The organism is Segatella copri, assembly GCF_026015295.1.
Lineage (GTDB): Bacteria > Bacteroidota > Bacteroidia > Bacteroidales > Bacteroidaceae > Prevotella > Prevotella copri_C.
In genome coordinates this window covers 2102609-2117741 of the sequence record NZ_JAPDUW010000001.1, presented here as the reverse complement: position 1 = coordinate 2117741, position 15133 = coordinate 2102609, and the positions used below count along the sequence as shown (strand labels likewise).

The 15133-nt window shown below is 46.9% G+C and carries 10 protein-coding genes; 6 read left to right on the top strand and 4 right to left on the bottom strand.

The annotated features are described in order from the left end of the window. The first annotated feature begins 32 nt into the window (after nucleotides 1–32). Nucleotides 33–1058 (top strand): lysylphosphatidylglycerol synthase transmembrane domain-containing protein, encoded by a 1026-nt coding sequence (locus ONT18_RS09025; protein ID WP_153113373.1) that lies wholly within the window; start codon nucleotides 33–35, stop codon nucleotides 1056–1058. Here ONT18_RS09025 and ONT18_RS09020 read toward each other — a convergent pair. Then, nucleotides 1048–2088: a carbohydrate porin gene (locus tag ONT18_RS09020; RefSeq protein ID WP_264905058.1), complete on the bottom strand. Its 1041-nt coding sequence runs from the start codon at nucleotides 2086–2088 to the stop codon at nucleotides 1048–1050. The genes ONT18_RS09025 and ONT18_RS09020 overlap by 11 nt on opposite strands. Before the next feature lie 311 nt (nucleotides 2089–2399). On the opposite strand from ONT18_RS09020, the gene ONT18_RS09015 reads away from it, so the two are divergent. Beyond that, on the top strand, nucleotides 2400–2873 hold the full coding sequence (locus ONT18_RS09015) for a PaaI family thioesterase (RefSeq protein WP_006848268.1): 474 nt from the start codon (nucleotides 2400–2402) through the stop codon (nucleotides 2871–2873). A 69-nt stretch (nucleotides 2874–2942) separates the two neighbouring features. On the opposite strand, the gene ONT18_RS09010 is transcribed toward ONT18_RS09015, so the two are convergent. Further along, the gene (locus tag ONT18_RS09010) at nucleotides 2943–3782 is read right to left on the bottom strand and encodes a CPBP family intramembrane glutamic endopeptidase (protein WP_264905055.1); all 840 of its coding nucleotides are present in this window, start codon (nucleotides 3780–3782) and stop codon (nucleotides 2943–2945) included. Between the two features lie 1074 nt (nucleotides 3783–4856). After that, entirely contained in the window at nucleotides 4857–6842 is a 1986-nt protein-coding gene (locus ONT18_RS09005) for a heavy metal translocating P-type ATPase (protein ID WP_264905053.1), read from the bottom strand. Nucleotides 6843–6924: 82 nt separating this feature from the next. Between ONT18_RS09005 and ONT18_RS09000 the strand changes: the two genes are divergently transcribed. After that, nucleotides 6925–7080 (top strand): hypothetical protein, encoded by a 156-nt coding sequence (locus ONT18_RS09000; RefSeq protein ID WP_264905051.1) that lies wholly within the window; start codon nucleotides 6925–6927, stop codon nucleotides 7078–7080. On the opposite strand, the gene ONT18_RS08995 is transcribed toward ONT18_RS09000, so the two are convergent. After that, entirely contained in the window at nucleotides 7081–7518 is a 438-nt protein-coding gene (locus ONT18_RS08995) for an Hsp20/alpha crystallin family protein (RefSeq protein ID WP_264905049.1), read from the bottom strand. 324 nt (nucleotides 7519–7842) lie between these two features. Between ONT18_RS08995 and xyl3A the strand changes: the two genes are divergently transcribed. The 3 genes from xyl3A (at nucleotide 7843) to ONT18_RS08980 (ending at nucleotide 15087) form a co-directional block, all read left to right on the top strand. Continuing rightward, nucleotides 7843–10509 carry a xylan 1,4-beta-xylosidase gene (gene xyl3A / locus ONT18_RS08990; protein WP_264905047.1) on the top strand — a complete coding sequence of 889 codons (2667 nt, stop codon included), beginning with the start codon at nucleotides 7843–7845 and terminating at the stop codon, nucleotides 10507–10509. A gap of 228 nt (nucleotides 10510–10737) precedes the next feature. Beyond that, nucleotides 10738–13392: a SusC/RagA family TonB-linked outer membrane protein gene (locus ONT18_RS08985; protein ID WP_264906843.1), complete on the top strand. Its 2655-nt coding sequence runs from the start codon at nucleotides 10738–10740 to the stop codon at nucleotides 13390–13392. A 12-nt stretch (nucleotides 13393–13404) separates the two neighbouring features. Then, nucleotides 13405–15087 carry a RagB/SusD family nutrient uptake outer membrane protein gene (locus ONT18_RS08980; RefSeq protein ID WP_264905045.1) on the top strand — a complete coding sequence of 561 codons (1683 nt, stop codon included), beginning with the start codon at nucleotides 13405–13407 and terminating at the stop codon, nucleotides 15085–15087. Nucleotides 15088–15133 lie beyond the last annotated feature (46 nt).

Here is a 15133-nt window from a genome sequence, read left to right as displayed (position 1 = left end):
TAATTAAGGTATAGTTTTATTTTGAGAGTAATATGAAAAAATGGCATTTATGGTTGGCGGCTTCCATCGGACTGGTGGTCATCGTTGGAATGATGATTCGGGAGTTTGATGTGGAAGTTCTGAGCAGGATAGATTTGTCTCCCAGGTTCTTTCTGGGGGTAGTAATGGGCGTGTTGCTCTTTGCGGTCCAGAATCTGATGCTCACCCTCCGTTTCCGTCATCTCTGCCAGCGTAAGTTATCCGTAGCCGAGGCGTTCCGCATCAATGTACTTTGCGAGTTTACTTCTGCCGTCACTCCTTCGGCGGTGGGGGGAAGTGGATTGGCTTTTGTCTATCTCAATCGCGAGGGAGTTTCTATGGGCAGAAGTATCTTCACCATGTTTGCAGCCCTGCTGGCTGATGAGGCTTTTCTTGCCATCAGTTGCGTGTTGCTCTATTTCTGTGTTCCATCGCATCTCTTGTTCAGCTTGGCTGATGGAGTGGGGATTTCTGTGGATGCTACGAACGAATGGATTAAGGGCGGAGTGCAGGTTATCTTCATCGTCAGCACCCTTATCGTTGCTGTCTGGACGGCCATCCTCTACCTCTTGTTGTTGCATCGTCCTCAGATTCTGGGCTGGGTATTGAAGGGATGCTGCAAGATTCCTTTCCTTCGCAGATTCCTGCCCAAGGTAGAGAAGTTTTCCGAGGAGATGACGATGGCTTCGGAGGAGGCAAAGCTGGAGGGCGGAAGATTCTGGCTGCAGCTGATGGGTTATACTTCCTTGGCGTGGCTGTCGAGATTCGCCATCGTGGTAGCTATTCTCATTGCCTTCCATTGTCAGGGCAACATGCTGGTGGCTTGGTGCCGCCAATGGGTGATGTGGATGATTTCCATTCTGAGTCCTACGCCTGGCGGAAGTGGCGTGGCAGAGTTGATGTTCCGCCTTTATTATGCTGATTTCCTGCCCGATGCCTCAGTAGCCATCCTTGCCGCCATGCTCTGGCGCGCCATCTTCTATTACCCTTTCCTGGTGATGGGCACCCTGGTCTTGCCGAAATGGATTGCTAGAAACTGACATAGAGTCGGGCACTGAGCGCCGTGAAATCTCCATTGTCGTTTTTGATGTATTGGAACGATGGCTGAAGGGAGATGGATTCCGTCAGCTGTCTTTTCCATGTTACTTCCAGCGAATATTCTGAACCCTGCTGGAAGCGGGCGTACTGACCTGACAGGCCGCACTTGTTCTTATCGTCCTGATAGGCACCGCCCAGTTCTGCGTATCGGTAGCAAGCATTCTGATGACTGGTATTCTCGGAATATTGCACCATGCACGAAATGTTCTTGTCGCCAGCCTTCCATACACTTTGCTCTCCGTAAACCCACCAGGCACAGGTTGCCTTGCCCTTGGATTCATCGGCAGGAACCATTTCGCCATCCTCGTTAATCGGATATTGACGGGTATGGACGGCAGCACCCGCAAAATACTTTCCACCTTTATGTTCATACTCCAACTGCGACATGTTGAAGATTCCATCCTTCTTCGGGCGGACCAGGAAGGGATTGTCGTGGGCTTTCCAACCATTATATCCTGCACCATTATACAGACTGTTTCTGAAAGTCCATCCACCCTTGGTTACATCAAAATAAAGGGTCAAGCCCGAATACGGATAGTTGGCTATCGGATAGCTGGATGCAACGGTAGGGAAGATTCCCTCAGAACTGTTTTGGAAAAGTGCCGTAACATCAGAGGTAAAGAAATCCTCGTTCACGTTTCTCACACCCACAAACAGATGGCCCGAATTCCACTCGTGCATGTAGCCCAGCACGGCAAGCATGGCGAAGTTATTGTCAGCATCTATGTTAGAAAATCCCTGCCAGTCATCAATAATGCCATCGTTGGTCTTTGCCACATGCAGCGTAGCCGCCTCGAACGAATCCTTTCCTTTTCCTATCGGAACACTCAGTTCCAATCTCAGCTGGTTAGTCAGATTGGTATTCTTGTTCATGTCCCATTGCCATTCAGAAATATATTGTCCGTTAAAGCTCTGAGCATAAGCAAGGCAAATATTGATGCAGCCTAAAATAATAAAAATAATTCTCTTCATTTCTTAATGTTTTGTATAATTTCTTGTTCACTTGCCCGCCGTCTGCGAGCATCTTTCTAATTCACGCTGCAAAGATACTTGATATTTTAAAATCCTGCAATACTTAATAATTAGTATTTTTTATTTAGTCTAAATAGATAAGTACTCTTTGTTATCCTCATTTCTAGGTATTGTGGTTCTCTTATATGGATGGAAGGTTCTGTTCTGTCCTTATTTTTAGGTATTAAATGGCTACCAACAATAATATTTTTTAAAAACTTTGTCTTATCAGATATTATTCGTACCTTTGCATTGTTTAAAAAAGTTAGAAAATGAAGAAGATATTAAATCCATATTTGAACAAGGAGGGTTACAACTGCGTTTGCTGTGCCCCAAACAATCCTGTAGGATTGCATCTTGAGTTTTGGGAAGAGGGTGAGGATGTGCTTACCATCTGGAATCCCGGCGAGAATTACCAGGGCTGGATCAACACCCTGCATGGCGGAATCATCAGTATGCTAATGGATGAAGTGGCAGGCTGGGTTATCAACCGCAAACTGCAGACCACGGGTGTGACGATGCAGCTCAACGTGAAGTACAAGAAGCCTGTGATGACCACCGATTCGCAGATTACGGTGCGTGGTCACATCGCCAGTCAGCGCCGCAACATCGTCACCATCCACCTGACTCTGGAGAATTCCAAAGGCGAGGTTTGTGATGAGGGCGAAGCCATCTACTTTACCTTTGGTCCTGATAAAGCCAAAGAGATGGGATTCGACTGCTGCAAGGTAGAGGGGGAGGAATAACTCTCCCCTTATGGTGAGGAATTTGATAAGGAAGCCTTTCTTATGAAGACTTCCTTTTATGAAGTCTCTTTACGATGCAGCAGCAGTCTTCTTGTTGAAGAGCCAAATCGACAGAATGACGATTGCGATGCTTATCAGGCTGAGGCTTGCTTCCATCATCGGAGTGCTGGCGATGTAAGTATCGTAGCATTCTTCAGGAATCAGGCAGAGCGTATTGTTGGTGATGTGGATGATGATGCCCGGAATCAAACTCCTGGTTCTGTAACACATCCACGCCATGACGATTCCCAGAATGATGGCTCCTGGAATCTGTGCCGGGTTGACATGAATGAGGCCGAACATGATGCTTGAAGCGATGATAGCATACCAGGGACTGATGTTCCATCTCAGCATCTTTCGCATCATCAATCCGCGGAAGAGGTATTCTTCGGCTATAGGAGCAATGATGCAGAGCACCAGGATTCCAATCGGATTATGTTCCAGGTTAACAATTTCCTGCTCTATGTAATCAGGCAAATCCATGAAACTTTCTAATGCAGATATCGGAATGGCCTGGAACAATCCCACTATAAAGGCCAGCAAGAAGATGATGGTCTTAGGCATCTGCTGAATCTTTTCCAGGCGAACACGCAGATGGAATTTCTTCCGGCATTTATGAATCATATATAGCTCTGCAGCCAGCATATAAATTGCCATGGCCCATGCAGAACTATTGATGGTTGTCTTCGTTAGAAATTCGATAAATTCGCAGCAAAAAGCTGCTGCAATGCCAATCGGAAAGGCTGCAAGCATGGACATCAGATAGACGTAGATGGCACTTCTGATGCCAGGCCATGCACGATACAGAAACCATCCCTTGGTTCCGTTTCTTCCCTTTGACAGGATTGCTGAAAGTTTTTCTTTTTCCATAAAGCTGTAGTTTTGTTTGTTACTGAAATCTTATTCCTGCCCATTTTGTGGTCTTCATTGATGACCAGCGCTTGCCATCTATTAAGACCAGCCTCGGTCTTCATAGATGACCGACTTTTGGCACAAGAAGGCTGTTCTTTCGATTGCCGGTGCAAAGATACAAAAATTCTAACCAGAAAGCAAGCTTTTTCCCGTAGAATGTTGAAAAATATGCTGTAAGTGACTGATATGTAGTGATATAAGCATTTGCGTTTTTTGCATCTGATTGCAAAAGCCGCCTTTGGAATCGTTTTTTGATATTTGAAAAAGCGGTCATTTTCGGTCACGGTCATTTTCGGTCATTTTCAAAAATGATTCGGTCATTTGGGTCTATAGTATATATAAATATATTTATATAATACTATAGGGGAGATTTGCGCCCCCGAAAACGAAAATGACCGAAAATGACCGTGACCAAAATGACCGGATTAGGCTTCTGAAAGTTATTCAGAAAAGGATGATATTTGTTTGTAAGATAATGATAGTCAATGAAATAGTTAGTGTTGTACTTTCGCCGAGCATCGTGCTTTATACACCTAAAACAGTATATGTTCCCCTTCTCTCAACCCAAATTTTCTTGCTCTTTTTACGAGAATCTTGACAAAATATATCAAGAAATTCCTCGTTTTCCCCCTTTCATTCAGCCTTTTACCCCTCTTATTTTTGCCTTCTGAGGAGGTGAAAAGTGCCATCGGAGCCACTTTTTCTTGCTTTTAAGAGCATTTTCCGGTCATTAAGGTCAAGGTCATTATCGGTCATTAAGGTTTTCCAATCCCTTAAAAGTCCTTTACGATTTGCTATGAAAATCGCCTTTGCAAAAAAGGGTGGTTTATGGGGTAAAATCCATGTTTTATAAGGCTAAAATCCAGCTTTTTTCGGAAAAGTGTAGCTTTTAGCCCTTGTTTTCATTGGAAAAGTGTGTTTTTTATTTGGTTATTTCGTAGGAAAAGTGTATTGGGGTATGCTTGAAAAAGGGGAAAAATATAATGGCAGGTTCCAAATTGATGCATCGGGAACCTGCCATTTTCTATCATTTTACGCCAATCTCAACCTCAGCGAATTAAGCACTACGCTTACGCTGGAGAAGGCCATCAGGGCACTTGCCCACATTGGGGTTATCTGGAAATCAATGCCGAAGATATGAAGGGCTCCGGCTGCCAACGGGATGCAGATGATGTTGTAGATGAACGCCCAGAAGAGATTCTGCCAAATCATGTGAACCGTCTTCTGACTCAGTTTTACGGCTTCCGGAAGTGCCAAGAGGTCGTCGCTCATCAGCGTAATCTGCGCCACATCCATCGCCACATCCGTTCCCTTTCCTATCGCCATGCTCACGTTGGCAAGGGCCAAAGCCTGGGTGTCGTTGATTCCGTCGCCCACCATCGCTACCTGCTTGCCTTCGTCCTGAAGTTTCTTTACCAAAGCCTGCTTGTCGCCAGGCAGCACCTTGCTCTGGTAATGCTTGATGCCGGCTTTCTCTGCCCAGTAGTGAGCCGCTTCCTCCTTGTCGCCACTCATCATATAAACCTCTATTCCCTTTTCCTGCAACTGCTTCATTGCTTCCTGGGCATGAGGCTTGAGGGTCTCTCTCGTCTCCAGATCCAAATCCTCCTGCTTGGTGAAATCGATGTTCTGGTTAGGAATGGTGAGGGTGCCGGTCTTGTCGATGACGAGGGCGTTGATCTTGTGGAGATTCTCCAGCGCCGACGCATCCTTGATGAGAATCTGCTTCTGCGCCGCCTTGCCGATGCCCACCATCAGGGCGGTAGGAGTAGCTAAGCCCATGGCACATGGACAAGCGATGACCAATACGGCTACGGCTGAAAGAATGGCCTGCGGAAGTGCTGCGTTGCCGCCTATCAGCCACCATGTTAAAAAGGTGATGAGGGCGATGGCTGCCACGGCTGGAACGAAAATCAGAGCCGCCTTATCCACGATGCGCTGCACGGGTGCCTTACTGCCCTGCGCCTCCTGAACCATGCGGATGATGTGTGCCAGGGCGGTGTTCTCGCCAATCTGCTTGGCTCTCATGCGGAGCTTTCCCTGACTCGGAATGGTGCCGGCCAGCACGTTGTCGCCTGCCTTTTTCATCGCCGGAGTCGGTTCGCCGCTGATCATCGCTTCATCTACATAGGCAGCATCGGGAGTCATGAAACTCTCTGCCTGGGTAACCACGCCATCCACCGGAATCTTCTCGCCGGCTCTTACCTCTATCATGTCGCCTATCTGAATGGTGGAAATTGGAACTTCCTCCATCTTGTAGTCGTTGGTGCCTTCTATCTTCTCGTAAGTCACCAGTCGGGCGGTTTTCGGCTGCATTCCCATCAGTTGTCGGATGCTGCTCGCCGTACTGTCCTTTGCCTTTTCTTCCAGGCATCTGCCGGTCAGCACAAAGGTGATAATCATCACGGAAGCATCAAAATAAGTGTGCCATTCTATGCCTCTCGCTCCCCATACCATTTCTCCGAAGAAGGTGTTGAAGGTGCTGAAGAGGAAGGCGATGAGGGTGCTGAGTGCTACGAGCGAATCCATGTTTGCCGTATGATGCAGGAGCTGCTTCCAGGCGGAAACATAAAACTGTTTGCCGCAGTAGAGCAGGTTTGCGAGTGCCAGGAGCAGACAAATCTGGTTGGCGAAGGAACTCGAGTGATGAGCCGAGGCAACGCCATCTGAAATCATATTCTGCTCCATACCCAGGGAAATCCAGCCCATGGAGAAACACATGGTCAGGATGGCGAAGAGCCAGGAAGCGAGGGTTCGGCGGCGCAGGAGGGTGAACTCACGGCGGTTGATTTCCTCCACGCTTCTGTCGTTTTCGATAACGAGGTCGTATCCGGCGTTGCTGATTTCCCGTTTCATATCTTCCAGAGAGATAATGTCGGGGTCATAATCTACCAGGGCAGTTCGGCTTGCCAGGGAAACCGAGGCGGAGTTAATGCCCTCGAGCGACTGCAGCTTCTTTTCAACATTGGCAGAGCATACGCTGCAAGCCATGCCTATTACTGGAATTGTTTTCTTCATCTGTTTCTTATATTAATATTCTGAAATCTATAAGCAGAAGTTTTCATGTCTGCTTTTCTGCCTGCAAAATTACATATTAATTATGGAAGAAAAAAGATTTATGGTGAAAAACTCTTGGCTGCTCCATGAAAATCATAATAATAAGGTAGATGAAAAATGCGATGGTTCAGGTAAGGGCACAAAAAAAGGCAGGTTCCAAATTGCTTTGGAATCTGCCTCCATCATTTATGGGAGATGATTATTTGACTTCGATGTTCTTTGTAGTCTTAGCCTCCTCCTTAGGAGTAAGCTTTGGAATCTCGACCTCGAGTATACCATCAGCTACCTTTGCTGAAATCTTCTCACGATCAGCATCCTCAGGCAGAGTATAACACTGCTGGTAGTTGCCGTAAGAGAATTCGCGGCGCAGATAGTGCTCGTGCTTGTCTTCATCCTTGTGTTCCATCTTGTTCTCGATGGCGATGTTCAGATTACCATCGTTATCGATGTTTACACGAACCCACTCTTTCTTCAAACCAGGAGCTGCAACCTCCATGATGTAATTCTTATCTGTCTCCTTGATGTTAATGGCAGGAGCAGTAGCATTCATACGTGGCATTACTTCGGTATTGAATAAAGTATCATCAAAGAAGTTACTCAACCAATCTGAATCATTATTTCTACGTGCTAACAACATAATTAAAACCTCCAAATTTTATTTTACTCGTCCTCTCGGTTCCTTACGGCTCCGTCGGGATTTCTGCTTGTTAATATTCTTGTTATTTTTTTGCTTTCGCCTCGAAACTCCGTCATTCTTCCGAACTCCTTTATCTTTTAGCTTCAGCTTTCACTCTCTGTTTTTGCAACTTATGTGCCAGCGGACTGAAAGTGGTAATGTTGGCACGAAAGGATAAATATTTTAAACTTTTCTGCCAGATGATGCGGTTATCTCAACAAAAAAGTGTAACTTTGTCACCAACTTAAAAATCAAAGCATAAATCGAATAAATAATATAAGATCAATGAAGAAACAACTATTTTCTATGGCGATGCTGATGGCGATGTCGCTTTCTGTCAGCGCACAGCAGCTTCTTCCTTATCAGAATGCCAACCTTTCTGCTGAGGCTAGAGCCAACGATTTGCTTTCCCGTCTTACCCTGGAGGAGAAGACGAAGTTGATGATGGATACTTCTCCGGCTATCGCACGATTGGGCATTCCGCAGTTTCAATGGTGGAACGAGGCGCTGCACGGAGTGGGGCGAAACGGATTTGTTACTGTTTTTCCTATCACGATGCACATGGCGGCTTCGTGGGACGATACCTTATTATATAAGGTGTTTACTGCCGTGAGCGATGAGGCAAGAGCCAAGGCGCAGGAGGCGAAGAAAAGCGGCAACATCAAGCGCTACCAGAGTCTGAGTTTCTGGACTCCGAACATCAATATCTTCCGCGACCCACGATGGGGGCGTGGACAGGAAACTTATGGCGAGGACCCTTATCTGACCACAAGAATGGGACTTGCAGTGGTGAATGGATTGCAGGGACAGACCTTTGATGGCAAACCTATGTCGGCTCCGGGAGTTCTGGCTACGCCTTCCTCACAGGCTCCCCAATACGTCAAGCTCCTAGCCTGTGCCAAGCATTTTGCCGTACATAGCGGTCCGGAATGGAACAGACACAGTTTCAATGTAGAGGATTTGCCTGAGCGGGATTTGTGGGAGACTTATCTGCCTGCCTTCAAATCGCTGGTGCAGGATGGAAATGTGGCAGAGGTGATGTGCGCCTATCAGCGGATTGACGGAGCGCCATGTTGCAGCAATGCCAGGTATGAACGACAGATTCTTCGTGATGAATGGGGATTCAAGGGATTGATTACTTCCGATTGCGGAGCCATCAACGACTTTTATGTGCCTGGCCGACATGGTACTGCGAAGACTCCGGCTGAGGCTACGGCGCAGGCAATTGGTGCCGGAACCGACGTGGAATGCGGAAGCGTTTACCGTTCGCTTCCTGAGGCGGTGAAGACAGGAATGATCAGCGAGGAAAAGGTGAACGAGAGTTTGAAGCGCCTGTTGGTAGCCCGTTTTCGTCTGGGTGATTTCGATAAGGACGAGAACGTGCCTTGGACTCAGATTCCATCTTCCGTCATCGCCAGCAAGGCGCATAAGGATTTGGCAGAGAAGATGGCAGAAGAGGGAATCGTGCTTCTTCAGAACCGAAACAATCTCCTGCCGCTGAAATCAGCAGGAATGAAGATAGTCGTGATGGGACCGAATGCCAACGATTCCATCATGCAGTGGGGCAACTATTCGGGTTATCCTACTTCTACCACAACCATCCTGCAGGGCATCAGAAAATATGTGAAGGACGCCAAGTATATTCCTGCCTGCACGTTGACCAGAAATGAGGTGACGGAAAGTAAGTTCAATCTCCTGACTTCTACCGATGGCAGCAAAGGCATGAAGGCTACTTATTGGAACAATTCTGAGATGAAGGGCGAGCCGGTGGCTACAGCCATGATGACTTCGCCTATCAACCAGAGCAATGGTGGAAATACCGTCTTTGCTCCGGGAGTGAACCTTACCAATTTCTCTGCCCGATACGAGGGCGTATTTACTCCGGAAAAGGATGAAACCTTGAATATCAAAATGGGGTGCGATGATGGTTACCGGCTCATCATTGATGGCGATACGGTGGCGGATGTATGGAAGGGACGTGCCCGTGTACAGATGCTCAACAAGCCAATCTCCGTAAAGGCTGGAAAGCCGGTGATAATTCAGGTGGATTATTTCCAGAAGACCGATATGGCGGTGATGCAGTTTGACATAGTGAAGAACTATACGCCAACCGAGTCTCAGCTTCTGGCTGAGGTTGGCGATGCTGACGTGGTGGTATTTGTAGGCGGTATTTCTCCTAGTCTTGAGGGTGAGGAGATGAAAGTTTCTGAGCCGGGATTCAAGGGTGGCGACAGAACCGACATCGAATTGCCTCAGGCTCAACGCAAGGTGATGGAGATATTGCATCGGGCTGGCAAGCGAGTGGTGTTCGTCAACTGTTCGGGCAGTGCCATTGCCATGGTTCCTGAAACAGAGAATGCGGAGTCTATCCTTCAGGCTTGGTATCCGGGCGAACGGGGTGGAGAAGCCGTGGCAAAGGTTCTTTTCGGCGAGGTGAATCCATCGGGCAAGCTTCCGGTAACCTTCTATAAGAGTACTTCCGATCTTCCTGATTTCCTTGATTATACGATGAAGAATCGTACCTACCGTTACTTCAAGGGTGAGGCTCTCTTCCCATTCGGTCATGGATTGAGCTATACATCTTATGAATATGGAAAGCCGACATTGAAGAAAGTGAAGAGTGAAGAACGAAGAGTGAAGAATTCTTCGGCTTATTCCTTGAGTTTCTCTTTATCTAATAAAGGTAATAGGGAAGGAACGGAAGTGACGCAGGTTTACATCCGTAGAATGGATGATGCTGAGGGTCCTATCAAGACCCTGAAAGCCTTCAAGCGCATTACTTTGAAGGCGGGCGAGAAGCAGCAGGTAACCATCAGTCTGCCTCGCCAAAGTTTCGAGGGTTGGGATTCCCAGACCAATACCATGCGTGTGGTTCCCGGCAAATATCAGATATTCGTAGGTGGTTCGAGTGCTGATGCTGCGAAGAATGTGATAGAAGTGAAAGTGAAATAAAATGCTGATATAAAAAGAGAAAGCTCGCTAAGATTTTGAACGTCTTGGCGAGCTTTTCTTCTGTCTTAACTCTTAAGCCTGCTGTTTTTTTGAAGTTTTTTCAAGGAAATGGACTTTGAATCACTCTTTTTTATTATATTTGCAATCGAAAATCGATTTGAACCTTGACTAAACGATGAAATAGTTATGGAACAGAAGTTAAAAACCATATTTTATGCGATGGGTGCGATGATTCTTGCACCCCAAACCCTCTGTGCTCAGTCTGTGAACATCGAAGGCTTAGATTCCTTGCGCTTATCAGGTTCGGTGGGTGTAGTGGAGCCTGAACTTCTGAAGAAGGGTGTGTTTAATAATGCCCTGGATGCCTTGAGCGGACAGACGGCAGGTGTTAACGTCACTACCAATGGTCTTGACCGTATTGCTATGTTGAACTCCGTCCGGGTTCGCGGTACAACTTCTATCATGGGCGGCAATGATCCTCTGGTGATTATTGATGGTGTTACTTCTGATGTGGCGACGCTTGCTACAATCTATCCCGCCGATATAGAGAACTTTACAGTACTGAAGAATGCCAGCGAAACGGCACTCTATGGTTCCCGTGGTGCTTCGGGCGTTATCCAGGTAAAGACCAAGAAGGGTACGGGTAAGGGATTTCAGATTTCTTACGAGGGAAACTATGGTATAGAGGCGATGTACAAAAGTATGGAGATGCTCAATGCCGCCGAATACATAGCTGCTGCACAGAAGTATGGGCTGGAGTATAACAATAAGGGATATGATACCAATTTCCGCAAGGCGATTACCCGAACCGGAAATATCCAGAACCATTATCTGGCCTTCAGCGGTGGCACTCCGCAGAGCAACTACCGCGCTTCTTTTGGCTATATCGACCATAACACGATTATTCGGAGCAAGGGCTATCGTAATCTGGTGGCTAAGATTGATGTCACCCAAAAGGCATTTGGCGATAAACTGACGGGAGATTTCGGCGTGTTCGGTTCGTCTTTCAAGAACAATGATATCTTCGACAGTCAGGCGCTTTTCTATTCTGCCGATGCCATGAATCCTACTTATCCTTATGATAAGCTGAACGGCAGTTGGGTGAAGAATGGGGCTGCATCTCAGGTGAATCCTCCCGGTGCCTTGCTCAAGGAGCTTAATGATACGAAGAACATGAACTTCAATGCTCATCTGAAGTTGAACTATGATATGACAAATTCTCTGAGTGTTTCTGCCTTCGGAGCATACAGTTATGCTTCCAACGAGAACAACCAGTTCTGTCCTACCTGGTTTTGGGCGCAGGGCAATCTCTATCGTGGGGAGTTCAAGAGCGAGGACTGGCTTGCCAATGTATCGTTTAACTATCAGCATTCGTGGGGAATCCACAATCTGAAGGCAATGGCGGGTGCAGAATATCAGAAGGATATCCGAACGGGATTCTGGACTTCTGCGAAGGGAATCACCAACAACGACATGTATTACCATAACATAGGTGCTGCAGCATCACGGCCTTTCGGTGGGACAGACAGCAAGTACGAAGATCCGACCCTGGCTTCTGTGATGGGCAATGTCGACTACACCTTATATAATAAGTATAGTCTTTCGGTTTCCATGCGTGGCGATGGTTCTTCGATGGTGGGCAATGACCATACCTGGGGTTTCTTCCCATCCGTCTCTCTTTCCTGGGATATGAAGCAGGAGAAATGGCTCCGTTCTCTCCAGAAAATTACTATGCTGAAACTGCGTACGGGCTATGGACGCTCAGGTAATCTTGGCGGAATATCTTCTTATACCACTTTGAATACGGTGCGGCAGAATGGTATTGTTTCGGTGAACAGTTCTCCTACGGTTACGATGGGAATGATTAGCAATAACAATCCTGATCTGAAGTGGGAAACCCGCGCTACCTGGAATATCGGAGCTGATTTGGGATTGTGGAACAACCGGCTGGTTCTGACGGCAGAATATTACTATTCCAAGACCACCGACATGCTCTATGCCTATGTTGTGCCGGTTCCGCCTTTTGCCTATGATAAACTGTTGGCAAACCTGGGTTCTATGAGCAACCAGGGTTTGGAGGTCGGCGTTTCCTTCACTCCTATCCAGAAGAAGGACATGGAACTGAATATCAATATGAATCTCTCCTGGCAGAAGAACAAACTCCTCTCGCTGAGTGGTGAATATGACGGAATGCAGATGTCGGCAGCCGATATTACTGCGATGGGTGCCTTGTCGGGTGCCGGTCAGCATGGTGGTTACAACAATGTGGTCTATCAGATAGTTGGTCAGCCTTTGGGGGTATTCTATCTTCCTCATTGCAAGGGAATTATAGAAGATGGAAATGGGCATTACCGCTATGATATCGAAGATTTGGACAAGAACGGAACCGTAGATTTGAGTGATGGCGGTGACAGATATATTGCCGGTCAGGCTACTCCTAAGGTAACGTTGGGTTCCAATATCAGTTTCCGTTATCGCGACTGGTATCTTTCATTGCAGATGAACGGAGCCTTCGGACATAAGATATTCAATGGTACGGGCTTAGCCTACACCAATATGTCGAGTTTCCCGGATTATAATGTGCTGAAGGGAGCTCCTGAGAAGAATATCGTTGACCAGAATGTTTCTGATTATTGGCTGGAGAAGGGCGATTATCTCAACTTAGAGAATCTCACGCTGGGCTATGATATCCCTATCCGAAAGGGCGTGGTGCAGTCGCTCAGAGTTTCGGCGAGTGTCAACAATCTTGCCACCATCAGCAGTTACAGCGGCTTGACTCCGATGATTAACAGCTACGTGGTGAACAGTACGATGGGTATTGATGATAAGCGGACTTATCCTGTTTACAGAACCTTCTCATTGGGTTTAAGTGTTCAATTCTAAAATCAGAAAGTTATGAAACGATATAGATTTTTATTTCTGCTGCTGGCGGCATTGTCTATGACATCCTGCCTGGACGAACATCCTAAGGATCAGTTGGACGAGGATGCCATCTATGGCTCTGCATCTGATATTTATATCAATGCCGTGGCTTCTCTCTATAATTATATAGGTGGAGCTAACGAGAGTGAGGGCATCCAGGGCACCTGCCGTGGCATTTACGATTATAATACGCTGACCACCGATGAGGCGATGATTCCGATTCGAGGCGGCGACTGGTATGATGGTGGCCTCTGGAATGCCATGTACCAGCATCGGTGGAGTGCCGATGACCAGTCTCTTTATGATACGTGGAAGTACCTTTATAAGGTTATCGTGCTGGCTAATAAGTCTTTGGATATTATCAGTAACAAGTCGGCCCTGCTTTCTGCCGCACAGCAGGAGGAATATCGGGCTGAGATAAGAGCCATCCGGGCTATGTTCTATTACTATGCTATGGACATGTTCGGTCGGGTTCCATTGGTCCTTTCCAGTGCAGAACAGCTCCATTCCAGCCTGTTCCAAGGTCAGACAAATCGCAGTTCTATCTTCCAGTTTGTCTTTCAGGAGTTGCAGCAGGTATTGCCTTCACTTCCCGACCAGCACAGCAATAAGGAAGGCAATTATTATGGTCGCATCACCCAGCCGGTAGTCAACTTTCTGTTGGCGAAGTTGGCTTTGAATGCAGAAATCTATATGTATGATGACTGGACCCAGGGTTATGCGAGCCGTCCGAAGGGAAGTGGCATTCATTTCTCTGTGCCGGCTTCTGATGCCTCTTTGCGTAATGGCGATAAGGCGGACTGCAGGAAGTTGAATGCCTGGGAAACCTGCATTTATTATTGTGATAAACTGGCAGAAGAAGGCTATGTCCTGGAGTCGGATGATTCATTCAATTTCTCTACGCATAATGAGACATCGAAGGAGAATATCTTCACGATTCCGATGGATAAGAATATCTATACCAACCAGTTCCATTATCTCTTCCGCTCTTACCATTATACGCATGGCGGTGTCTTGGGATGGGGAAGTGAGAATGGTACCTGTGCCACGATTTCTACGATGAAAGCCAATCATTATGGCGAGGCTGATGAAGATGCCCGTTGCAAGATGAACTTTGTGGCGGGAGTGGTAAAGGTAGATGGTCATGAACTGCTGATGGATAATGGAAAGCCGTTGGAGTATCAGCCTTTTGAAGTGGCTCAAAACCTGACCAACAGTAAGTTTGTCAAGACGGCTGGAGCGAGGATGGCGAAGTATGAAGTGGATAGAACCTCTTATATGGACGGCAAGTTGCAGAGTAACGACATAGTTCTTTTCCGCTATGCAGATGCTTTATTGATGAAGGCAGAGGCAAAGGTCCGAAACGGAGAGAATGGCGATGAGGAGTTGAATAGGATTCGTGCCCGTGTGGGAATGCCTTACCGTAAGGCTACGCTCGATAACATTCTGGAAGAGCGGTTGCTGGAGTTGGTATGGGAAGGATGGCGTCGTCAGGATCTCATCCGTTTCGGCAAATTTACCGGTGCCTACGATCTCCGTACGCCTCTTCAGGGTGAATCCTCCGGCTACACCACTGTCTTCCCGATTCCTCAGAAATGCATCGATTTAAATTCTGAATTGGTACAGAATAAGGGATATGTCAATATTTTGAAGTAAAGAAACTTGAATAGAGTATATGAAAAGAGATCAGCTCTTATCAGAA

Coding starts and splice junctions, on each gene's coding strand:
- ONT18_RS08995 (WP_264905049.1), bottom strand. CDS start 7,518: ATGTTGTTAGCACGTAGAAATAATGATTCAGATTGGTTGAGTAACTTC.
- ONT18_RS09005 (WP_264905053.1), bottom strand. CDS start 6,842: ATGAAGAAAACAATTCCAGTAATAGGCATGGCTTGCAGCGTATGCTCT.
- ONT18_RS08980 (WP_264905045.1), top strand. CDS start 13,405: ATGAAACGATATAGATTTTTATTTCTGCTGCTGGCGGCATTGTCTATG.
- ONT18_RS09010 (WP_264905055.1), bottom strand. CDS start 3,782: ATGGAAAAAGAAAAACTTTCAGCAATCCTGTCAAAGGGAAGAAACGGA.
- ONT18_RS08985 (WP_264906843.1), top strand. CDS start 10,738: ATGATTCTTGCACCCCAAACCCTCTGTGCTCAGTCTGTGAACATCGAA.
- xyl3A (WP_264905047.1), top strand. CDS start 7,843: ATGAAGAAACAACTATTTTCTATGGCGATGCTGATGGCGATGTCGCTT.
- ONT18_RS09025 (WP_153113373.1), top strand. CDS start 33: ATGAAAAAATGGCATTTATGGTTGGCGGCTTCCATCGGACTGGTGGTC.
- ONT18_RS09020 (WP_264905058.1), bottom strand. CDS start 2,088: ATGAAGAGAATTATTTTTATTATTTTAGGCTGCATCAATATTTGCCTT.
- ONT18_RS09015 (WP_006848268.1), top strand. CDS start 2,400: ATGAAGAAGATATTAAATCCATATTTGAACAAGGAGGGTTACAACTGC.
- ONT18_RS09000 (WP_264905051.1), top strand. CDS start 6,925: ATGGAAGAAAAAAGATTTATGGTGAAAAACTCTTGGCTGCTCCATGAA.